Below are 21,437 nucleotides of genomic sequence, written 5' to 3' on the forward strand. Positions count from 1 at the left end.
GCTCCACGATCGACGGCGTTCCGCACACCCAACCATGATCCAACCCGAACGCCCCAGGTCAAGCCGACCCGCCGACGAGCACCTGACCAGTCACACGCGTCGATAACATGAGTCAAGTTGACGCGGGTGGAAAAAAATCGCTCAATGAGCTTTTTACCAAACTCACGCTTCATAAACGAGTTGGCCGTAATTTGCCCAGTGTAACCAGCACCATTGCCGTCCAAGTCGGCTGCCTTTGCAAGTTCGAAGAACCGTTGGGCGAAGGGCACAGACAGCGCGTATCTGCCGGCACAGGTCTCGTACATGTCCCTGTAAGCCTCGTTGAGGCCCTTGTCCTTGACGGTGATGTACGGCGGATTGCCTACCACGGCGTGGTAACGGCCGGGGCTGAGGATGCCCGAGTGCTCCTGCACGTCCTCGGTGGCGTAGGTGAAGTCCGTCATCGGGTCGTCGCCGAAGAGGGTGCCGGCGCGGTGCTTGATCAGCGAATCACCGACCGCGAGATGCATTGGGAAGGTATAGCCGGTCGAGTCGGCGAGGGTCTCAACGTCACTGGCGCGGAGGGCGGCGACCAGGAGGCGGAAGCGGGCGATGGCTACCGCGAACGGGTTGATGTCGACGCCGTGGACAGCGTCGAGAGCGAGACGTACACGCTCGTGCAGGTCACGGTTGGGGGCGTGCTGCTCCCATTCCTTCAGCAACCGGTCAAACGCGCCGAGGACGAAGTGCCCGGAGCCGCAGGTGGGGTCGATCATCTTGACCACGTCGTGGCCGAACTCGGCGATCGCCGGAGTGAGGGTCAGGTCGAGGATGAACTCCTCGACGAACTCTGGCGTCTGGAGCAGGGCGTAGGTCTTGCGGGCCGCCTCAGAGAGGTCCTGGTAGAGGTCACCGAGGAAGCGCGTGTCCCACTCGGGGTCGGTGAAGTCGTGGACCAAGCCGCCGGTCTCGCCGCGTCGACGCCAGAAGGCGATCAGGTTCTTGGCCTCGTCGTGGGACAGCGGGATCTGGTACAGCGGGTTGTGCCGCTTGTCGAACAGCGACTTGCCCGCCTGTGTGCTGGCGATGGCGTCGAAGCCCTGGTGTAGCCAGTCGCGGAGGGTCTTGTCGGGCTGGTCGCGGAAATACTGCGCCTCGGCTTCCTCGGCGAGGACCAAGCGGTCCCCCGACCCTGCCAGGTAGGGGTCGGGCAGCAGGCCGTTGTCTTCGCAGAAGCGTACGAAGACGGTGCCGAGCACCCAGGCGACGGCGACCTGGGTCACGCGCTCGTCGCGCCAGGCTGCCCAGGTGGCGGCGGTACGCCCGACCTTGAAGGCGTGGTCGTACTCGCCACGCAGGCGGAGGCGCACCTCCTCGACCGATTCGGCCTGCTCCCGCAGGTCCTTTTCCAGGTTCTTGACCTGCTTCTGCAGGTCGGACAAGAGCAGCTTCCGGTCGATCACCCGACGACTCTAGCCGCCCCATCGATGGGACGGGGTAGCCCGTAAGGCCCGTTTCCGTCGCCGGCCCGCTACCTACGGCTCCCGCATCCAGGTCCTGGGGTCGGTGACGAAGACGCCCTTGCCCTGCTGCCGGCGGATCACACGGAGCGCTTCCAGTCGGGCGTAGGCCATCTGCACGGCCCCGTGGCTGACGCCATAGCTCGCGCGCAGCTCGGCGATCGAGGGGAGCTTGTCCCCCGGCTTCAACTTCTTGGATCTGACGTCGGCGATCACATCGTCGGCGATGCGCCAGTAATCCGGCACTTCTCGCATGGCACTCCTCGCGTGGCAATCCGATTCGATCACACCGCGACGCGCCTAACAAGCAACGTTGACTCATCTGACATGTCTAGCTATGTTGATTCCGAGCCGGTCCTCGCGTGGCAACGAGTTCGGCTCATCCCCCTGGTCGGGGCGGGTGCCCGTGCCCGTCCCGACCCGCCGGGCTGCTCTGCTGTCGTACCGCTGAATCGAGCTGCGGCGGCGGAGCGGGCGGGTCGTCCGCGGCCCCCACGTGGACGACCCGCCCTTCCAGACCCACCCTGCGGAGCCTCCGCGCTCCCGCCTGCCCGCAGAGAGGATCGTCGTGGCTCAGGTGTATCGAGGCGGCCAGCCCTACCCGGCCGGCTATCCGGGCCGGTTGACGCCGCACGAGGTGCGGACCCGCGAGTTCGCCGCGCGCCGGCGCGGCGTCGACCCCGTGGAGGTACGCGAGTTCCAGGCCCGGGTCTCCGACGAGCTGGCCATGCTCAACGAGACGGTACGGCTGCTCAGCCAGGAGAACGACCGGATCAAGCGGGCGCTGCGCGACTGGCAGACCATGCACGCGCGGGAGTGCCGGCCGCCGCAGGAGTACCAGCACAACTCCGGTCACTGGTGACCGCGCGCCCATCCCCCGGCGATCTGCTCGTCGTCGACGGCCGAGCCTCGGTGCAGTTCGCCGGGGAACGCGCGCTGACCTTCCGCGTCGTCTCGGTCTCCGACCAACCGACGTACGCCGGCTGGATCTGGCTGACCGGCTACGTCCTGAACCGGCGCGGCGAGGCGATCGACAAGCGCGAGATCTACGTCCAATTGGCGGGGCTGTGGCCCGCCACCAGCGCCTCGATCCCGAGGCGCACCTCGGCCACCCATCCGCGCGACCCTGTCGGACGACACAAGGTACGGCGAAGTACGCCTCTCGGCCTGCGCTGAGGGTTGCGGATGGCGCTGTACGACGCGATCGGGCGCGGCAGCCGGCAACGCGCCGAGGTTCCGACGTGCCTTGTCGGGCTCCGTCAACCCCGCTTCGGCCAACCGCCTTGTCATCTGCGTCAGGTCGCTGCGGAGATGCCAGGGACGAATGTCGGTGGGGCGTTGCATGATCCTTGCCTGTTGCGCGGCTCGACGTGATGAGGTGCAGGGTCAAGTGCGAACGAGGTCCGACTACACGCTCCGGCTCCTGATCGAGAAGATCATGAAACTCGGCGCCTCGGAACATGTCCGCGGCTTCCTTCAGGATGCGCTGAGACACATGGGCGGCCGGAGCCCGTACCGTGGCGGCAAGGAACTGCTCTCCCTGCTCCGCTACGCGGAGGCCGCCGCACGGGAAGAGGAGGACCTGCTCGCGAGTGAGCGCATCGAGGACGCGCTGGCCTACGCGATGAACACCATGCTCCGACCGGACGTCGAGATCAAGTACCAACTCTTCCCGGGGTCACGGCTCAATCTGCTGACTCTCATACGTCGGACCACGGAGGCTTTCGGCAGCATCGTCGAGTCGTCCGCGCGTACGTTCCTCGCCGAGAACCCGTCCGCCACGGCCGCCGACCTTCAGCGCCATCTCGTCGGTGTGTTCGAATCCGCGTCTGCCATCTCCGAAAACGAGGAGGAGCCTGGGCACTACGTGCTCCGGGGCCAGCGGGAGTCCTCTGTTTGGCTACGAGAGGTGCTGACCAACCGCCTGACTGTCGAAGAGCGCCCGGCTGGGGCAGACGCGAATGCCGGCCGACCCACGAGAACCGAAGAGATGAGCATGGAAGAGCTGGCTCACCTCGCTCAGCTCAAGATCCGGTCGGATGCCCTGCAGCGGCTGACGGCCGTAGTTCATAACCCGCACAGCACCGAGGCCGACCTTCAACGCGAACTTCAAGGCAACCTCTGGATATTCGGTGGAACCTACCTGCCGGACATCGGCCGGCGCCGGCTCGTCACGGGCAGCGAGCTGGACATCCCCCTTCTCCGGCCCGACGGCTCGCTGCACCTGGTGGAGTTGAAGAAGGCGAACGTGCGGATCATGACCCATCAGCGCAACGGCCTGATCCCCAACGGGGAGGTGCACCGGGCGGTCGGCCAGGTGATGAACTACCTGGTCGCTCTCGACGAAGACCGCCCACGCATCCGTGACCGGCACGGCGTGGATGTGCGCCGGGCCGGGGCAACGGTGGTGGTCGGCCACCCTCGCTTCCAGCCGGACCTCGATGAGGCGGACATGAACGAGGTTCTGCGAATCTACAGCAGCCATCTCGCGCGGATCGAAGTCATCACCTACAAGCAACTGCTCGACGGTGCGAGCCACGCACTTGGGCTTTGTCAAGCCAATGTGTCGCACGGCTTGCAGGGCAGCGACGCCTGGTGACCGAAACCCTGCGCCAATTGGCCGCGTCCGCGGCGTACCTTCTCGACAGTCGCCGCCTGCTCGAGACCCTCACGGCCAGGGGTGTGAAGATCGGGATCGCGACGAGCATTCCCAGGGGCGACCTCGAGGTCGCCCAGGTCTTCCCCACCGCCGGGGCGGACGCCCCGATACGCCCCACGCCGGAGCAGACAGCACTGTTGTCGCTGTTCGCATAGACACCTCCTGCCCGGTGCCACCACTCGCGTGCCGGACAGCCATGCGCAGCGCCGGTGGTTGCTTGCGCCGACCGGAGCGAACTGTCGTGATGACGACAGCGCGACGCCCCCCACGATCGGCTTCGACACCAACCGCCGTACAAGCGATAGGCGATTTCCGTTGCAAACGACGGTTTCTATCGGCACTGGATCAATAGCGGGAAGGCAAAGCGCATTCTTGACAGGCATTTTAGCGTTGGCATACTGGGCGGTGCCCGTTCCCGGTGTGCGCCATCACAACAGATGCGGTGATCCATGGACGACCTGTCGGCAGCAGGCCTGGCCGCCGCAGCGAGCGCGGCTTTGATCCAGGCCATGGTCTCGGACGTGTGGCTCAACGTGAAGGACCACGCGGCACGCATTCTCGGTCGCGACGAGACGGAGTCGGTCACCCGCGCGGACCGGGTCCTGGAGGATTCGCGCGAACGGGTGTTGACCGCCTCACCGGACCGCAGAGATGCGGCGTCGGCCCTGGAGGCGGCCCGGTGGGAGGGCCGGTTGCAGGCCCGGCTGGAGGAGGACCCGGACTTCGCCGTCGCGATACGGGAGCTGGTCGCCGCGGTCCGGGCGGCCGGCGAAGGCGTCGACCAGTCCACCACCGTGCAGCAGAACGTGACCGCCGGCCGGGACGCGTACACCGCAGGCCGTGACCTCACCGTGGGTCGCCCCGACCGGGCGCCATGAGTGACGCGTGACCGCGCCCCAGCAGGATGTCAGCGCACGGCGTGACGGCTATGTCGCAGGCCGGGACCTGCACCTGCATGTGGCGGGGCACCAGCTCAGCCTCTATCCGGAAGAACGCTTCGCCACGCCGCTGACCTATGACCGCGCACGGCCGATCTTCGTGCAGTATCTCAATCCGGAGATCCGGTCCTGTTACGGCCGCCCGCAGACGGCCCGTTTCACCGAGGCGGATCTGACCCAGGTGCTGCACGCGACGCGGCTGGCCGTGCTCGCCACCGACGAGGAACTGATCCTTCCCGCGTCGTACCTGTTCGAGGTGCCCAGCCTGTCGGTCTTCCTCACCCGGATCAGGTCGCTCGTGGTTCGCGGCGTGGTCCACTACTCCTCGCACATCGCCGACCTCGACTCCTACGTGGAACACAAGGCCGTCGAATACCGCAGCGACGCCCGCAATCCCTACGAACTGACCCCGCACCGCAGCCTCACCGACGGCCTCGTCTGGCGGCCTCGCTACGCGCAGAACACCGCCACCGACATCGGCCAGAGCTGGGGCAGCGCGCTGCAGCCGGACGGCGAGCTGGCCACGACGCTCGCCAGCATCGCACGTCGCTGGCCCACGAGGGCCGGTGACGTCGAGACGCACCTGCATGAGGTGCCCGAACGGCTCGACGGGCAGGCATTCATCAGCCGGTTCGTCCGGGCCACGGTGCCCGTGACCCTGGGAGCCGAGGAACGAGCCAGGATCGACATGTTCCTGTCCCGCGAATACCTCGCCAGCTACCTCCGCGACCTCGACGCCGCCATCGTCGCCGACTTCGACTTCGGCGACTTCTCCTGCGGCATCCGCCAGATGCGAGCCTCCCTCGCGGACCGGGTGCTGTCCGCCCGCTCGTTCGACCTCGGCCTTCGTTGGCTCGGCATCCACGAATTCGTCCACCGCAGCGCCCGCTGGCCCGATCTGCTTTCCCTGCGCTCGACCCCCGAGTTCGGCGCCGTCGCCACCGCCACCCAGCATCCAGTGCTGCGCGCCCGGCTCCGCGAGGCGGTGATCCGCGGGCGGAAGCGCCTCCGGTTCCAGAACGCGGCGACCATCCAGCAGGCACTGACCGTGGTGGCCGTCGTCGCCAACAGGCTCGATGTCACGTTGAACCAGACAGATCCCGACCGAAGGGCACGATGATGCTGATCTCCGTTTACTGCTCCGGATCGATCATCAAGGGCGGAGGCGACCAACAGCGTCTCTGCTGGACCGATGTGGAACGGGAAGAGGTGGCGGGCGGGGCGGCTCCCTGCGACGTCGTCTTCCTCAACCCCGACGATCCGATACCGGACGCGGGCAACACGCTGGGCCAGTTCGGCCGGGACATGTACCAGGTGATGGTGGCGACGGCGGTCATCGTCGACGCCCGGGTACGCCGCGGTATCGGCATCGGTGTCGAGATGGCGGCAGCGGTCACGCTGGGAACGCCCGTGATCGTGGTCGCTCCCCGCAACTCGCAGTACCGCAGTGACGTCCTGGAATATCGCGGCGTGCGGGTCACCGACTACGTGCACCCGCACGTGGCGGCGCTCGCCACCGAGGTGGTCGACGACTTCGCCGCCGCCGGTCGCACCCTCGTGGCGCTGGCCGACCGACCCAAGGCGTCCCAACCTCGCCCTGCCTGGCTCTCCGCCGCACTGGACGAGTACGAGAACAACGTGCTCGACATCGACGCACCGATGCTCGACGCCCTCCGGAGAATCAGTGCCGGCGCGTCGCGAGTGCCCAGCACGACGGCATGATCGAGGACACGGGGTCCAGCGCCGTCGAGCCGATCGGCAACAGGACGGGGGTGACCGGTCTCCACCTGGTGCACAACCGGCACCTGGAGGCGCTGTTGTTCGACCGCAACCTGACGGACCTGCCGTTCCGGCGGGCGTGCCTCGCCAGCAGTCGGGCGTTCGTCCGGCACATCCGGGACGAACTCGACGGCGCCGACATCGCCGAGCTGATCATCCTGAGCAAGGGCCTCGTCTACCAGCTCGCGGAGGCGGTCGCCGTCGAGGCGGGCCGGAACCTGCCGGCGAATCTCGTCTCCACGAGCAGGGTGGCCGTCGCCTCCGACGACGCCACGGTCGAGGTGTCCTACGCGCGGTTCGACGCCGGCGGCTCGACGCTGCTGATCGGCGACACCGTCGCCTCCGGCGCGACGATCGTGGCGGCGCTGCGGGAATACCAGCGGTTTCACCCGGTCCGCCGCCTGTACGTGCTGTCGTACGCGGGCGCTCTACACGGTGCCGCTCGCATCGCCGACTACTGCGCCGACAGCGGGATCGCGTGCACCATGCTCTTCGGCCTGGCCGCGTTCGGGCTCGCCGAGAACGGGTTCGACCTGTCCTTCCTGCATCCCGCGACAATCACCAGGGACGCCTACCGTGAGCGGGCGCGACGGCAGTTCGCCGGGAAGCCCGTGTCAGCCGTCGGGTGGGACTTCGGATCGCAGGCCATGGCACCGGGGAAATACCGCCAGCTCTGCTGGGTCGAGGCCGGCTTGTGGGGCCTGCACGGCTCACCGGCCCTCGCCGTGGCTCGCGAGCCGGAAAACATGGCAACCCTCGCGCACGAGGCTCCCGCCTACGCGGGCACACCCCTCCATGCTCCCGGCAACGACGTGGCCCGAAGCGTCGAGGCCACGGCGGATGGCCGGGCGTCAAGCGAGGGCTGCGCTGCGGTGGGCGTTGACGACCCAGGCATCCGGTAGGGCGATCCACTCGTTGTCGCCCACCCGCACCACCGCGCCGTCCAGCTTGGGCAGCAGCGCCGGGTCCTCCATTGGGCAGAGCAGCCACACGTCGCCCGCTCCGGCACGCGCCGCGTCGGCCAACTCGTAGAGCCGGTCCATCGCCCGGTAGCGCGCCAGCACCGCCGCGTCGTGCAGCAGCACCGGCCCATCGCCGGCCCGCAGCTCCGCGCGCAGCTCGGGTGCCGCGAGCTGCCACGCCTGCTCGACGTACTCGCCCAGCTTGATCGCCGCCCGGGAGCCCGGCTCCGCGACGTCCGCGCCGAGCACCGTCTCCCACGTCGGCTTCGGGCGGGCGTCGACCAGGGCGTGCAGGTGCGCCAGGAAACGGGCCGCCACGTTCACCGGTCGCGCGTCGAAGCGCCGGGCCAGTTCCTCCCGGGCCAGGGCGTACCGGTTGAGGCGTACCGTCAGGGCCCGGAAGCCACCGGCGGACCTGGCACCCGTCAGCCGCTCCTCGGCGCGCATCGCCGCCGCCATCTCTGGCGACTCCGCCGTCCACCGGCTCGGCGCCGCCGTCGCCGACGGGCGGCGCTGCAGGATCGACACTGACGACGAGGCGTTGCGGGGCGGCGGCGGGACGTACCGGTCGCGGTCCCAGCGCAGCTCGAAGCCGGCGTCGGCGAGCAGCCGGTCCAGCTTCGGGTGCGGCGGCAACTGCTCCAGCTCCGGGAACCGCGCGGCCACCCGGTCGGCGACCTGCGCCGGGGTCAGCCCGCGCCGCGCGTCGGGCGCGGTCGCCGGCGGCACGACGCCCGCCTGGGCCAGCCGCAGCGCCCGGACCGGGTCGAGGTCGCGCGGATAGAGTTCCAGCCGCGCGGTCGCGGCGGCCCGCTCGGAGGCCACGGCGGCGAGCAGCACCCGGCGCCGGTCGTCGATCGCGTCGGCCGCCCCGCCGGGCGCGGTCACCGCCGCGAGGGTACGCAGCACCGTCGCCGGGCTGGGCAGCACCTCGCTGGCGGCGAGCTTGTCGGCGGCCTTGCCGAGGGCGTCGGCGTAGTCGAGCAGGGCCGGCGCGGCCGGGGTGTCCGGGGCGTCGTCCTCGCCCGCTTCGAGGGCCACCAGCAGCCGCTCGCCGTGCCGGCGCAGCAGCAGGCGCGGCTCGTCGGCGAGGGCGTCGACCTCCACGGCGGCCCGCACCGCGGCGAGCGCCACCGCCCGGCGCAGGGCGTCGCCCGTGCGCACCGAGCCGCGGCTGCCAAGCAGCGCCGTGGCCAGCTCGGGAACCCCCATCACCCGGCCGCCGTCGCGCAGCAGCTCGATGATCTGCGTACGCACGCTGCCGACGACCGGGATGTCGTGCCAGCGTTTGCGCTGCTTGCCGAGGATCTGCGCGACCCGGCCGGGGGTGACGCCGAGCGCGGCGGCGACCTGCGGCTGCTGCGGCCAGGGCGGCAGCGCCGGCAGCGCGCCGGAGGAGTCCGGCAGGTGCAGCAGCAGTCGGGTGCCCTCGATCTCGGTGCCGTTGCGGCCGTTCTTCGCCGGCAGCAGCAGCGTGGCGATCGCGTCCAGGCCGACGCGTACCAGATCGGCGTCGCCGTGGCCGGCGGCGGTCTCGGTGGCCACCTCGGCGCTGGCCGCCTTGCGGGCGGCGGGGGTGGTGGGAATGGTCTCCCGCTCCCCCAGCCGGTTGCGCCACTCCTTGACCCGGCGCTGCAGCTCCTTGCGGGTCCGCGCGCCGAGGCCGGGGAGCGTGGCGAGCTTGTTCGCCACGGTGAGCAGTTCGCCGACGGTGCTGGCCTCGAGCCGGTGGGCGGCGGAGACGGCGCGCGGGGCGAGGCCGGCGGCCTCCAGCGCGGTGGCCCGGGTCGCCCTCGACGCGGCCTCGTCGCGGGCCGCCTCGGCGGCCGTCTCGTCTGGCTCGTCGGCCTCGATGTCCGGATGGTCGGTGCCGACGGGGGTGCTCGCGTCGGAGCGGCGGAACACGTCGTGCCAGGCGTCGCGCATGTCCTTGAGCGACGGGTACCGCTCCCGGTGGTTCCGGTGCAGGGCCCGGTGGAAGAAGTCGACCAGGTCGTCGCGGATCGCCGGGTCGAACGCCTCCACGGCCAGCACCGGCGGGCCCTCGGTGAGCTGCGGCTCCGTGCCGCCGTCGCCCCACACCGGCAGCTCCCCGGAGGCCATCTCGTGCAGGGTGACCGCGAGGGCGTACCACTCGGCGTGCTTGTCGTAGACCTGCCGGGCGGCGGTGCCGAGGAAGGGGTCGAGGTAGCGGGGGGTGCCGGCGGCGATCTCCTTGACCGAGACGCCGGCCAGGGAGAAGTCGAAGAGCACCAGCTGCCGGGTGCGGTTCGGGCGGATCCGGATGGCGATGTTGTCGGGCTTGATGTCGCGGTGGTAGACGCCCTCGCCCTCCAGGTAGTCGAGGGCGCCGAAGAGGTAGTCGCTGTAGGTTTCCAGCTCGTCGACGGTGAGGCGGCCGTCGTCGCGCAGCTTGCGGGCCAGGGTGTGGTCGCCGGCGTGCTCCAGCACCACGACGGTGCGGTTGCCGAGTTGCAGCGGCTCGGGGCGGGCCAGCCGGATCACCCGGGAGTCGGTGAGCGGGCCGAGCACCCGGGCCTCGTGGGCCAGCCGGGCGCCCTTCTCGTCGGACAGCCCAACCTTGAGCACCTCATCCTTGCCGGTGCGCTCGTTGTGCGCGAGGAACGCCCGGCACGTCGAGCCGGTGCCGAGGCTCTTCTTGATCGTCCACTCGCCGACCCGGTCGCCGCCGCGCGCCTCCAGCGGGTCGACCTGCTCGGGCTCCTGCTCCTCGGGTTGCACGGAGGCGGGCGGCGGGGCGGTCAACTCGTCCTCGACGACCTGCAGCATCTCGACGAACTCGGCGACGGTGGTGAGCCGCTGGGTCGGCACCGGGGCGGTGGCCGCCTGGATCAGCTCGTCGGCGAACGGGCTGATCCCGTCGGCGACCGCGACGGCCCGCAACCCGTTGTCCCGGGCCAGCCGGGAGAGCAACTCGGGGCGCTTGGTCGCCGGCGGCTCGCCGGTCAGGATCAGGTACGCGAGCGCGCCCAGCCCGAACACGTCCATCGCGACCGCGTCGGGGTTCGGGGCGGTCAGCTCGGGCGCGAGGTATGCCTCGGCGGAGCGCTCGATGTGCGAGGCGGCGTGCGAGGAGAGGGTCAGCGGATCGACGCTGCTGCCGCCGGCGGTGTCGGCGCCCCGGGTCGCCGCCTGCCAGTCGCTGAGCTGCAGCTGAGGGGTCAGCCAGGCCTCGTCCTCGCTGCCGCCCCGGCGTCTGCGCCCCGGGCTGACGAGCACGCTGCGGGCAGACAGTGCCCGGTGGTGCAACCGCCGGCGGTGCGCGTACGCCACCGTCTCGGCGAGCTGACGGATCATGGCGAGCCGGCTCAGCGCGTCGAGGCGGTCGCCGTACTGAGCCATGTAGTGGTCCAGCCGGATCGAGCGGGGGTCGTACCGGAAGATCAGGGCCGGCCCGGCCTCGTGCGACTCCATCGAGTCGACCCGCACGATGCCCGGGTGGTTGATGCCGTGCAGGACGGTCATCTCGCGCTTGGCGGCGCGCTCGATGCTGGCTCGCTCCGTCTGCACGGCGTTGCGCTCGACCAGGTAGATCCGGATGCGCCGGTGCTCGCGCTCAAGGTCCCGGTGGCGGGCGTGGTGGTCCTGCCACGTCGGGCCCAGGTCGAACGGGCGGGTGTCCAGCTCCCACGACCCGATCTGGTAGTGCTTGCGGCTGCGGGCTATGCCGACGGCCTTGAGCAGCTCCGGCAGCGCGGCCGACGTCTCCTTGGTAACCCGCTGTCGCTCGTCCTGCGGGGGGCACATGAGCAGCGTGCCGATGGTGGGCAGCGGGCCGGGCTGGTGGCCGGGGGCCGGCTCGGGACCGTGGATGCCGTGCAGGTGGTGCTCGGCGAGGTTGACGATCAGCCCCGGCTTGGACAGGAAGACCGCCGCCTGTACGAACGGGATCTTCACCGGCGGGCCCTTACGCTGGTTCGCCGCCACCTGGAGCAGGGACTTGAGCTTCTTGGCCTTCGCGTCGGCGAGGTGCAGCGGGTTGTCGAACGTACGGGTGCCGCTGGGGCCGCGCAGGATCCAGTTGGAGCCGCTGGAGGTGAGCTCGCCGTTGAGGCTCTTGATCTCGATCAGGTAGAGCCCGCCCGGGCCGGCCACCAGCAGGTCGACCTCGTAGGGGTGGCCGGTCTGGGCGGTGAAGGTGAAGTTCGACCAGGCACGGTAGGGCTCGGTGTCGGGCAGCAACGCCTGGACGTGCGCCAACGCCTCCCGCTCGTGCGTGAACTGCGACGGCGTGATCGTCGTCCACCGGCCCTCCTGCATGCCGACGATCCTAGGGGCAGGTCAGCGGGTGGTGGCGACCCCCGCTGCCGATGAGCTCTCGGAGCAGCGGGACGGGGCTCGCTGACATGCGCCCGAAGGCGTCGGGCCGCATGGGAAGAATGCCCGGATAGTCGTACTTGTCAAAATATCTGAATCGGCCGTCGTCATCTCGGCGTGACGGCGGCGAGTCACGGCGTCGCCTTGTTAGCTTCAGGACGGATCATCGACACGTCACCGGCGACGAAGTGATGCCGCTCCGTGGCATGACACTCGTCGGTCAAAGAGTCTGCCCCGCCTAGCGAGCACACCGAAGGAGCCGTCCAGCCTGGCCGCCCGCTCAGAGGAATCCGCGACGAGGGAGGCTGACATGACCGACGCCCCCGGCACCGGGTCGACGCCTCCGGAAGGCTGGAAACAACGCGGCAGCCGAACGATGAAGGCCGCGCGGGACGTGGGGAAAGACGTCGGCGAGTGGTCGAAGAAGCGCTGGAAGAGCCTGCACGCCACGCTCCAGCAGCTGGAACTCGTCCGGGCGCCGGATCCGCCCGCGCCCGGCCAGGTCGTCGAACAACGACGGGCCGAGCCGATCGTGGTGCCGGCCCGAGGCTACGTGTTCACCTTCACTGTGCATGCCACCTTCACCTGGTCGTCCGAGGGCCTGCATCCCGAGTTGTTGAGCTGGTACGCCCAGTCCTTCATGCCGCATGCGACCCAGAGACTGGAACGTTTCGCGGCCGAGCGTTCCCGCGGCTTCCCACCGCACGCCGCGAGGGAACTGGAAGAGGAGCTGCAGCAGAAGCTGCGCACGATGAAACCGTGGCCCTACGCCCGGAACGGCAAGCAGCTCACCTGTCAGCCCGATGCCTGGGTGCAACTCGACGACCGGGTCCAGGCAGCCCTCCTGCCGTACGCCGAGGCACGACTGAAACTGGAGCACGAACTCGACGTACACCTCAGACAGGCCCGCAGCGCCGAGCAACTCAGCCACAGGTGGATGACGATCCTGCAGAGGCACGTCGACGGCCTCGCCGCCGACCAGGCGGCGCGGGGAAGAGAGGAGGAGCTGGCCAGGGCGCTTCAGGAGATCACGGCAATGCGGAAGGCCGCCGCCCAGTGGATCGAGGAGCTGCTCGGCCACCGGTTGCGCCACGACGACACCCGCCACGAGGAAGGCGGTTCGGGCGGCGCGAAGGACCGTCAGGGCCAGGGGCCTCCCGTGCCGCAGAGCGAACCGCCGAGCGATCCGGCGACCGCCGGCACCGGCTGACCGCCAAGTCGTCAACTGTCGTTGTGGCCCAGTTCGTCCTGCCGGTTCGCCGGGGGCCGGCAGGGGTGCGGGGCGCACTGTTGCCTGCTCAAGAAACCCGCATGTCACAAAGACCATTGCGCCCTGCTCGCCGCGGCACTGCTCGGCAGCACCCTGGACGGCGCCGGCCAGCGGGCTGGGCCGGTGGGCACGGGTCCGGGCCGTTCACGCTCGTCGGCGCCGCGCCGGGCGGTGATCGGCCGGCGCGGCGCCGGTTGCGTCGAAGGAGCTACTCCTTGTCGAGCCAGGGGTCCGCGGGCCTCGGCCGGTCGAACGTGGGCCGCGCCTCCTGCCAGTGTCCGCGGGTGAAGTCGGGCACCTTGACCGGGTGCATCCGGCCGGTCTTCAACGACTCGTGGCTGAGCGGGATCACCGAACACCAGGCCGCCGAGTCGTAGACGTCGATGTCGGGGGTCATGCCGAGCCGCATCGTCTGGACCAGGCGCCAGATGGAGATGAAGTCGCCGCCGCCGTGGCCGCCGTACTGGCTGGCCAACTGCTCCAGCGTCGGCCACAACCAGTGGTCGTGCTGGCGCAGGATGGTGTTGTACTCGGTGCCGCTCCGCCAGGTGTGGTTCTTGTGGCCGAGCGACTCGAGGTAGATCCGGGCGTTGTCGACCTCGATGGACCCTCGGGTGCCGGTGAGCGTGGTCTCCCGGCTGTACGGGTGCGGCGAGTTCACGTCGTGCTCGATCCGGATGAAACGACCACTGGTGGTGGTGACGAAACAGGTGTGCCGGTCGCCGGAGATGTAGGGGGCGTCGTCCCACGACGAGTGGTCGGAGCCGATCCGGGGGTCCTCCTCGCGGAAGAGGGCCAACGCCTTGGGCAGGGACGCGACCGCGATCAGTTCCTCGAACCGGTCGCCGCGGTTGATGCCCAGGGTGGCCGACACCGGCCCCAGGCCGTGGGTCGGGTAGTGCGAGGCGTTCATCCTGGTCTGCCACCGGCGCCGCCAGTGCTCCGGGTGGTAGGCGCCGCCGAACAGGTACGGCCAGCGCAGGTCGTGGACGTACCCGCCGGAGGCGTGCTGCAGGTCGCCGAACAGCCCCCGGTGGGCCATGTTGAACATGGCCATCTCGGGCCGGAAGTAGTTGACGTTCTCCAGCAGGATGCAGTGCTTCCTGGTCCGTTCCGAGGTGCGGACGAGGTCCCAGATCTGGTCCAGGTACGGCGCGATCGGCAGTTCGACGGCGACGTGCTTGCCGTGCTCCATGGCCGCCTTCGCCATGGGGTAGTGCCACTCCCAGGGGGTGGCGATGTAGACGAGGTCGATGTCGTCGCGGCGGAGGAGGTTGAGGTAGTCCTCCTCGCCAGCGGAGTAGCCGACCGGCGCGGTGTCCTGGAAACCCTGCCGCATGATCCGGCCGACGGTGCGGTTGACCCGCTCGGGGCGGATGTCGCAGACGGCGGTGATCGTCGAGACGGCGGCGAACCGCAGGTCCTGGCCGCCGCCGCGTTCGCCGAGACCGATGAGCCCGACGCGGACCTGGTCGAAGCCTTCGAACGGCACATTGGTCATGCTCTTTTCGCCGTCGCCGCGCTCGGGAGCGGCGTCACCGGCGTCGGCCGCGGCGGGGGCGCCGACGGCGCCGCCGAGGCCGGCGGCGGCGCCCAGGACGACACCGGATCGGAGCAGGTCACGACGGGACGGATTGAACTCAGGCGTTGGGACCACAGTGATCACTCCTCGATGACGGAGCCTGATCGAACTTGCCTACTTGCCATGGCTATTGAGCAGTGTCAATCAAACGTTCATCGATGGCAAGGGGCTGTCCGCCATGTCTGGGCGCCCATGCGCGGATCGTGCGGCCAGCATTGCTGAACGGGGTGGCGACCGCGCCGTTGCCTGGCACCGGCACGGGAGGCGATGGCCGTCACGGTCGCCCACCTCTGCCGGGTCGTGGCCGGCGAGCGGGATCCACAGGCGTCGGTGCCCGTCGGGCATCGACCGTGACCGAATCGTGAGCGGTTGGTCTTGACGCTCATCGACGAGCATCGCAGAATCCCTGCTACAGCACGATCGTGAGAGGTTCATGGGCTAACCAGTCAGGAACGAGCAGCGACCGCGCGCGTCTGATCACGGCGGTTCACGTTCCGTCCCTTATGGAGGCAGAAGTGAAACGATTCCTGCGCACGACGGCGGCGCTCGCGATCACCGGCCTGGCCCTGACCGCCTGCGGGTTCGGCGGCAAGGACGAGGCGAGCGGTGACAGCAAGACGGTGTCGCTGCTGGTCCCCAGCTACAGCACCGGCACCAAGGCCCTCTGGGAGGGCATCATCGCCGACTTCCAGGCCAAGAACCAGGGCATCACCGTCAACCTCGAGATCCAGTCCTGGGACAACATCAACGACGTCATCCGCACCAAGGTGCAGGCGAACTCCGCGCCGGACATCCTCAACATCGACGCGTTCTCCGGCTTCGCCGCCGACGACCTGCTCTACCCGGCCAGCGAGGTCCTCTCCCCCGAGACCCTGACCGACTTCCAGGATTCCTTCGCCAAGAACGCCTCGATCGACGGCACCATGTACGGCCTGCCGATGATCGCCTCGGCCCGCACCCTCTTCTACAACCAGGACGTGTTCACCAGGGCCGGCGTGGCCAAGCCCCCGGCGACCTGGCAGGAACTGTATGACGCGGCGCAGAAGATCAAGGGGCTCAACGCCGGCGTCTACGGCTACGGCATGCCGCTGGGCAGCGAGGAGGCCCAGGCGGAGACGTCGATCTGGGTCTTCGGCAACGGCGGCTCGTGGAACGAGGGCGACAAGATCACCGCGAACAGCCCCCGCAACCTCGAGGCGGTGCAGTTCATGAAGCGGATGATCGACGCGGGGCTGACCCAGCCCGACCCCGGCGCGAGCGACCGCACCCCGATGCTGGACGTGTTCATCCAGGGCAAGATCGCCATGGCCGTGGGGCTGCCGCCCACGGTGGGGCAGATCGCGCAGAAGAACCCGAGCCTCAAGTACGGGACCGCGCCGATTCCGACCCGCGACGGGCAGCCGATGACCCTCGGGGTGGCCGACCACCTCATGGCGTTCAAGAACGACGGCAGCAAGCGGCAGGCGGTCAAGGCGTTCCTGGACCACTTCTTCAGCGCCGAGGTCTACAAGAAGTTCGTCGACACCGAGGGCTTCCTGCCCACCACCAGGTCGGGGGCCGAGGCGCTGAAGGACAAGAAGGAGATCGCCAGCTTCCTGCAGGTCCTGCCGGGCGCCCGGTTCTACCCGAGCACCAACTCCCGCTGGGCGGCCACGCAGGGCGCGATCCAGAGCCAGATCGGCCAGATCGGGCAGGGCAAGGATCCGCAGGCGGTACTGAGCGACATCCAGGCCAAGGCCGACGCCTGACGGTGCGGCGCCCGTACGCATTCCGATCGAGGACACGATGAGCGAGCAGACCAGGCAGGCCCCGGCGCCGACCGGCAGGTCCGCGCGAGCGGCCCACCGGCAGTTGGCGACGGCCCTGCCCTGGCTGCTGCCCGCGCTGGGCCTGATCGTCACGATCGTCCTGTTCCCCGCCGCCTACATGGTGTGGACGTCCTCGCGGGACGTCTCGCAGGCCGGAGTCGACCGCGGCCCGGCGGGGCTGGACAACTACACCGCGCTGCTGAACGCCCCCGCGCTGGGGCGGGTGTTCGGCAACACCGTGATCTGGGTGATCGGTGTGGTCGTGGTGACGCTGCTGATCTCCCTGGCCCTGGCCCAGTTCCTGAACCACGCCTTCCCCGGCCGGCGCCTGGTCCGGCTGGCGGTGATCGTGCCGTGGGCGGCCAGCGTCGTCATGACCTCCACCGTCTTCTACTACGCCCTCGACCCGTTCTACGGGATCGTCAACCAGTTCCTGGTGGACCTCGGCATCCTCGACGCCGGGTTCGGGTTCACCCGTCGACCGGTGCCCGCGTTCGTGATGTCCATGGTGGTGGCCGTCTTCGTGTCCCTTCCGTTCACCACCTACACCCTCCTCGCCGGGTTGCAGATGGTGCCCGAGGACGTGGTCGAGGCGGCCCGGATGGACGGCGCCGGGCCCGGCCGCGTCTACCGCAGCATCATCCTGCCCACCCTGCGGCCCGCGATCGCCGTCGCGGTGCTCATCAACATCATCAACGTGTTCAACTCCCTGCCCATCCTGCGCACGATGACCGGCAGCATCCCCGGGTACGACGCGGACACCACGACGACGCTGATCTTCAAGTACATCCAGCAGGACCGTCAGGTCGACCTCGCCAGCGCGCTCAGCGTGGTGAACTTCCTGATCGTCCTCGCGGTGATCGGCATCTACCTGGCGGCTCTGCGGCCGATGAGAGACGAGTAGCCGTGGCGACGACGACCCCAGACACGACCGACCGGCAGGTAGGCGCGGGCGCCGCGGGCGCGCGCCGGGGCAACCGACCCCGGAGGCGGGGCGGCCGGCGGTGGCTCAAGACGGCGGCGGGCGCGGTGGTGGCGCTGGTGTTCCTCGCGCCGTACCTGGTGATGCTCGTCGGGTCCTTCAAGCGGCACGCGGAGATCCTGCGCATCCCGCCCACCTACCTGCCGACGGAGTGGATCCCGTCCAACTACGCCACCATGTGGTCCACGCCGGAGACGCCGCTGCCGTACAACCTCGTCTCCACCCTCGTCATCTCCGTCTGCGGCACCCTGCTGGTGCTCGCGGTCGCCCTGCCCGCCGCCTACTACACGGCCCAGCACCGGTTCCCCGGCCGCGGCGTCTTCCTCCTGCTGGTACTGGCCACGCAGATGCTCCAGCCGACCGTGCTGGCGCCGGGACTGTTCCGGCAGTTCCTGGCGGTCGGCCTGGACGACACCTGGCTGGCGATGATCCTCGTCAACGCCGCCTTCAACCTGAGCTTCGCCGTGTGGATCATGCACAGCTTCTTCTCCGGCATACCCAAGGAGATCGACGAGGCGGCGATGATGGACGGCGCCGGCAAGCTGCAGACGCTGCGCCGGGTGACCCTGCCCCTGGTGTGGCCCGGCATCGTCACCGCCATCATCTTCACCTTCGTCGCCTGCTGGAACGAGTTCGCGGCGAGCCTGGTCGTCCTGACCACGGCGGAGAACCAGCCCCTGTCGGTGGCGATCACGAAGTTCGTCGGCCAGTACGACTCCGCCTGGCACTACGTCTTCGGCGTCTCGGTCGTCAGCATCATTCCCGTGGTCCTCCTCTTCGCCGCGGTCGAGAAGCGCCTGGTCGCCGGTCTGACGGCGGGAGCCGTCAAGTGACCTCCGCCGACACCACGACGGGGGCCACCGCGTCGGGCGGGATGGCGGACCGCTCCCGCCGGCTGCAGGCGTTGCTGGAGATCCTGGCCGCGCAGGGCGGGCGGCTCTCCGTCGTCGAGGCCGCCAACGCGCTGCAGGTCTCCGAGGCGACCGTCCGCCGTGATTTCACCGCTCTGGCCGAGCAGCAGTTGGTGACCCGTACCCACGGTGGCATCGTGGCCAGCTCCGTCGCCTACGACCTGCCCGTCCGCTACCGCTACCGCGGCGACGACAGCACCAAGGAACGCATCGCCGCAGCCGCCGCCGAACTCGTCGAACCGGGCAGCGTCGTCGGGTTGAACGGCGGCACCACGACGTCGGCCACCGCCCGTCATCTCGCCGCGCGACCCGACCTGACCCAGGCCACCCACCGACCGGCCCTGACCGTGGTGACCAACGCGCTGAACATCGCCACCGAGATGGTGCTGCGGCCGTACCTGCGCACCGTCATCCTCGGCGGGGTCGCCCTGCCCCAGTCGTACGAGCTGACCGGGCCGCTGACCAGCATGGTGATGCAGTCCCTGTGGTTGGACGTCCTCTTTCTCGGGGTGGACGGGTTCTCGACCGAGGGGACGTCCTGCCATGACGAGAGTGAGGCGGGCATCGACGCGTTGATGGTCAACCGGGCGCGGCAGGTGGTGGTCGTCGCCGGCTCCGAGAAGCTCGGCCGCCACTCCTTCGCGAAGATCTGTGACGCCGCCGCGGTGGACACGCTGGTGACCGACGGCGCCGCGGACCAGAAGATCGTGGCGGATCTGCGGGCATCAGGTGTCACCGTGCACCTGACCTGACCCGCCGACGTGATGCGCGCACCGGCGGGCCCGCGTCAGCCGGTCCGGCGGGGCGGCGCGGCCACGGGCGACGCCGGCCCAGGCTACCGCGACCGCGCGGGCGGGAGGGGCAGTTCTGCAGCGTAGCGGTCGACCAGGTCCCAGACGCGGGGGTCGGTCCAGTAGCCGGAGTGGCGGCCGAGGACTCGCGGCGGCCGGTGCGCGGGTCGTCGACGTGCCCGTGACCGGCGGGGTGGCGCGGGCCCGCACCGGCGAGCTGACCCTGTTCGCCTCGGGCGCGGCGGCCGACGTCGACGCCACCCGGATGGTGCTCGACCGGTTCGGCACCGTCCGGCCGGTCGGCGCGGCGGTCGGTGACGGCCAGGCCATCAAGCCCGACGCGGACACCCCGCTGCTGGACATCACCCTGGCGCGCTACCAGCAGGCCGCCGACGCAGGCCTGGCGACGCGCGACGACTCGCGCGTCATCGAGACATACCCGCCCCTAACCGACCCCATCGGCAACAGCAAGGAGCAGGACAATGAGTTCTGCTACCGGCGTGGCCACACGCCAGGACAGCGCAGAGCGAAGATGCTGTGCCTACCGGCGCGCAATTCCTGACATTCGCTCAATAAACCAATGCTAAACTGTCCGATGTGCAGCTCCGTTACAATTACCGCGTCTATCCGACGCCGTGTCAGCAGGTATCGCTGGCCCAGGCGTTCGGGTGCGCGCGGGTGGTGTTCAACGACGGGCTGCGCCTACGCCAGCAGGCACACGAGGCGGGACTGCCGTACATCTCGGACGGAGACCTCTCCAAACAGGTCATCACCGAGGCGAAGAAGACCCCCCGATCGGGCATGGTTGAGTGAGGTCTCATCGGTGGTGCTTCAGCAAGCCCTCGCGGATTTGAATACGGCATACCGTCATTTCTTCGCCTCGGTTGCGGGTAAGCGGAAGGGCTGGCGGGTGGGGCCGCCCCGGTTCCGGTCGCGCAAGGACAACCGGCAGGCGATCCGCTTCACCAAGAACTCCCGGTTCGCACTGTTGGACAACGGTCGGCTGCGGCTGCCGAAGATCGGCGACGTGGAGGTGCGGTGGTCGCGTCCTCTGCCCTCGTCGCCGTCGTCGGTGACCGTGATCCGGGATGCGGCGGGCCGGTACTTCGCCTCGTTCGTCGTGCAGACCACCGACCTGCCGCTGCCCGCAGTCGACTCGCAGGTGGGTATCGACCTGGGCCTGACCCACTTCGCGGTGCTCTCAGACGGGACGAAGATCACCGCGCCGAAGTTCCTGCGCCGCGCTGCCCGCAAGCTCAAGCGGTTACAGCAGGATCTGTCCCGCAAGATTAAGGGATCGAACAGACGCAAGAAAGCCGCCGTCAAAGTCGCGCGGGTTCACGCCGGGTAACCGACACGCGCAGGGACTGGCAGCACAAGCTCTCGACACGGATCATTCGCGAGAATCAAGCGGTGTACGTCGAGGACCTGTGCGTCACCGGGCTCGGCCGGACCAGGCTCGCCAAGAGCGTCCACGACGCCGGTTGGGCCAACTTCACCGCCATGCTGGAGTACAAGGCCGCCCGGTACGGGCGGACCTTCGCCCGGGTGGACCGGTTCTTCCCGTCCACCCGCATGTGCTCCGACTGCGGCCGGATCAACAAAGAGATGACGCTCGACGTCCGAACGTGGGACTGCCCGTGCGGCAGCAGCCACGACCGGGATCTGAACGCGGCCATCAACATACTCGCGGCGGGACGCGCCGAGAGCCTAAACGACCGTGGAGCGCAGGTAAGACCACCAGCCATGGCGGCACCGCGCAGCGAAACGGTAATCCACCCGGACGCCGCGTACACCACACGCAGCGTGGAGGGAATCCCCGTCCTCTAGTACGGCAGCCGCCATTTGTTAGCTGACCAGGGCGTAGTCGCGGTTCAGTCGGGTGCGTTGGTGGAACCAGCGTGCGCGGGCCTGGTGG

At 69.3% G+C, this 21,437-nt stretch carries 19 protein-coding genes and 1 pseudogene; 16 read left to right on the forward strand and 4 right to left on the reverse strand.

Features of this window, described 5'->3' with window-relative positions:
• Together pglX and AB0G14_RS31640 are read right to left on the reverse strand one after the other, a co-directional pair.
• On the reverse strand, nucleotides 1-1,442 hold a 1,442-nt coding region (pglX, locus tag AB0G14_RS31635), incomplete at its 3' end, for a BREX-2 system adenine-specific DNA-methyltransferase PglX (RefSeq protein WP_357703777.1).
• 72 nt (nucleotides 1,443-1,514) lie between these two features.
• Nucleotides 1,515-1,754: a winged helix-turn-helix domain-containing protein gene (locus AB0G14_RS31640; protein ID WP_357703778.1), complete on the reverse strand. Its 240-nt coding sequence runs from the start codon at nucleotides 1,752-1,754 to the stop codon at nucleotides 1,515-1,517.
• Nucleotides 1,755-2,067: 313 nt separating this feature from the next.
• On the opposite strand from AB0G14_RS31640, the gene AB0G14_RS31645 reads away from it, so the two are divergent.
• From AB0G14_RS31645 to AB0G14_RS31680, 8 genes are all read left to right on the forward strand, one after another.
• Nucleotides 2,068-2,361 carry a DivIVA domain-containing protein gene (locus AB0G14_RS31645; protein ID WP_357703780.1) on the forward strand — a complete coding sequence of 98 codons (294 nt, stop codon included), beginning with the start codon at nucleotides 2,068-2,070 and terminating at the stop codon, nucleotides 2,359-2,361.
• Nucleotides 2,358-2,675, forward strand: a complete 318-nt coding sequence (locus AB0G14_RS31650) for a hypothetical protein (RefSeq protein ID WP_357703782.1) — start codon at nucleotides 2,358-2,360, stop codon at nucleotides 2,673-2,675. Before AB0G14_RS31645 ends, AB0G14_RS31650 begins: the two co-directional genes overlap by 4 nt.
• 214 nt (nucleotides 2,676-2,889) lie before the next feature.
• Nucleotides 2,890-4,098, forward strand: coding sequence for a Shedu anti-phage system protein SduA domain-containing protein (locus AB0G14_RS31655; RefSeq protein ID WP_357703784.1), 1,209 nt, complete (start codon nucleotides 2,890-2,892; stop codon nucleotides 4,096-4,098).
• Entirely contained in the window at nucleotides 4,095-4,313 is a 219-nt protein-coding gene (locus AB0G14_RS31660) for a hypothetical protein (protein ID WP_357703786.1), read from the forward strand. Before AB0G14_RS31655 ends, AB0G14_RS31660 begins: the two co-directional genes overlap by 4 nt.
• A gap of 294 nt (nucleotides 4,314-4,607) precedes the next feature.
• Complete coding sequence (locus AB0G14_RS31665; RefSeq protein WP_357703788.1) at nucleotides 4,608-5,036, forward strand: hypothetical protein; 429 nt, start codon at nucleotides 4,608-4,610, stop codon at nucleotides 5,034-5,036.
• A gap of 7 nt (nucleotides 5,037-5,043) precedes the next feature.
• On the forward strand, nucleotides 5,044-6,216 hold the full coding sequence (locus tag AB0G14_RS31670; RefSeq protein ID WP_357703790.1) for a hypothetical protein: 1,173 nt from the start codon (nucleotides 5,044-5,046) through the stop codon (nucleotides 6,214-6,216).
• A complete protein-coding gene (locus AB0G14_RS31675) occupies nucleotides 6,216-6,818 on the forward strand; it encodes a hypothetical protein (RefSeq protein WP_357703792.1) in 603 nt (200 codons plus the stop codon). Before AB0G14_RS31670 ends, AB0G14_RS31675 begins: the two co-directional genes overlap by 1 nt.
• Entirely contained in the window at nucleotides 6,815-7,777 is a 963-nt protein-coding gene (locus tag AB0G14_RS31680; protein ID WP_357703794.1) for a hypothetical protein, read from the forward strand. Before AB0G14_RS31675 ends, AB0G14_RS31680 begins: the two co-directional genes overlap by 4 nt.
• On the opposite strand, the gene pglW is transcribed toward AB0G14_RS31680, so the two are convergent.
• Complete coding sequence (pglW, locus tag AB0G14_RS31685; protein ID WP_357703796.1) at nucleotides 7,727-12,118, reverse strand: BREX system serine/threonine kinase PglW; 4,392 nt, start codon at nucleotides 12,116-12,118, stop codon at nucleotides 7,727-7,729. The two genes, AB0G14_RS31680 and pglW, sit on opposite strands and share 51 nt — an antisense overlap.
• A 367-nt stretch (nucleotides 12,119-12,485) precedes the next feature.
• Between pglW and AB0G14_RS31690 the strand changes: the two genes are divergently transcribed.
• Nucleotides 12,486-13,385 carry a hypothetical protein gene (locus AB0G14_RS31690; RefSeq protein ID WP_357703798.1) on the forward strand — a complete coding sequence of 300 codons (900 nt, stop codon included), beginning with the start codon at nucleotides 12,486-12,488 and terminating at the stop codon, nucleotides 13,383-13,385.
• A gap of 268 nt (nucleotides 13,386-13,653) precedes the next feature.
• Here the strand turns inward: AB0G14_RS31690 and AB0G14_RS31695 are convergent, their stop codons facing one another.
• Nucleotides 13,654-15,102, reverse strand: a complete 1,449-nt coding sequence (locus AB0G14_RS31695; protein WP_357703800.1) for a Gfo/Idh/MocA family oxidoreductase — start codon at nucleotides 15,100-15,102, stop codon at nucleotides 13,654-13,656.
• A 440-nt stretch (nucleotides 15,103-15,542) separates the two neighbouring features.
• On the opposite strand from AB0G14_RS31695, the gene AB0G14_RS31700 reads away from it, so the two are divergent.
• From AB0G14_RS31700 to AB0G14_RS31730, 7 genes and pseudogenes are all read left to right on the forward strand, one after another.
• Nucleotides 15,543-16,775, forward strand: a complete 1,233-nt coding sequence (locus tag AB0G14_RS31700) for an extracellular solute-binding protein (RefSeq protein WP_357703802.1) — start codon at nucleotides 15,543-15,545, stop codon at nucleotides 16,773-16,775.
• Between the two features lie 37 nt (nucleotides 16,776-16,812).
• Nucleotides 16,813-17,739, forward strand: a complete 927-nt coding sequence (locus tag AB0G14_RS31705; RefSeq protein WP_357703804.1) for a sugar ABC transporter permease — start codon at nucleotides 16,813-16,815, stop codon at nucleotides 17,737-17,739.
• 2 nt (nucleotides 17,740-17,741) lie between these two features.
• A complete protein-coding gene (locus AB0G14_RS31710; RefSeq protein ID WP_357703806.1) occupies nucleotides 17,742-18,650 on the forward strand; it encodes a carbohydrate ABC transporter permease in 909 nt (302 codons plus the stop codon).
• Nucleotides 18,651-18,691: 41 nt separating this feature from the next.
• Complete coding sequence (locus tag AB0G14_RS31715; RefSeq protein WP_357703808.1) at nucleotides 18,692-19,480, forward strand: DeoR/GlpR family DNA-binding transcription regulator; 789 nt, start codon at nucleotides 18,692-18,694, stop codon at nucleotides 19,478-19,480.
• Between the two features lie 115 nt (nucleotides 19,481-19,595).
• Complete coding sequence (locus AB0G14_RS31720) at nucleotides 19,596-20,081, forward strand: NAD(P)-binding domain-containing protein (protein WP_357703810.1); 486 nt, start codon at nucleotides 19,596-19,598, stop codon at nucleotides 20,079-20,081.
• A gap of 35 nt (nucleotides 20,082-20,116) precedes the next feature.
• Nucleotides 20,117-20,332 carry a helix-turn-helix domain-containing protein gene (locus AB0G14_RS31725; protein WP_357703812.1) on the forward strand — a complete coding sequence of 72 codons (216 nt, stop codon included), beginning with the start codon at nucleotides 20,117-20,119 and terminating at the stop codon, nucleotides 20,330-20,332.
• Nucleotides 20,274-21,349 (forward strand): annotated as a pseudogene (locus tag AB0G14_RS31730) (transposase); the annotation flags it as partial. The gene AB0G14_RS31725 and the pseudogene AB0G14_RS31730, both read left to right, overlap by 59 nt.
• Between the last annotated feature and the right edge of the window lie 88 nt (nucleotides 21,350-21,437).

The sequence above is a fragment of the Micromonospora sp. NPDC023814 genome (genome assembly GCF_040639595.1).
Classification (GTDB): Bacteria; Actinomycetota; Actinomycetes; order Mycobacteriales; family Micromonosporaceae; genus Micromonospora.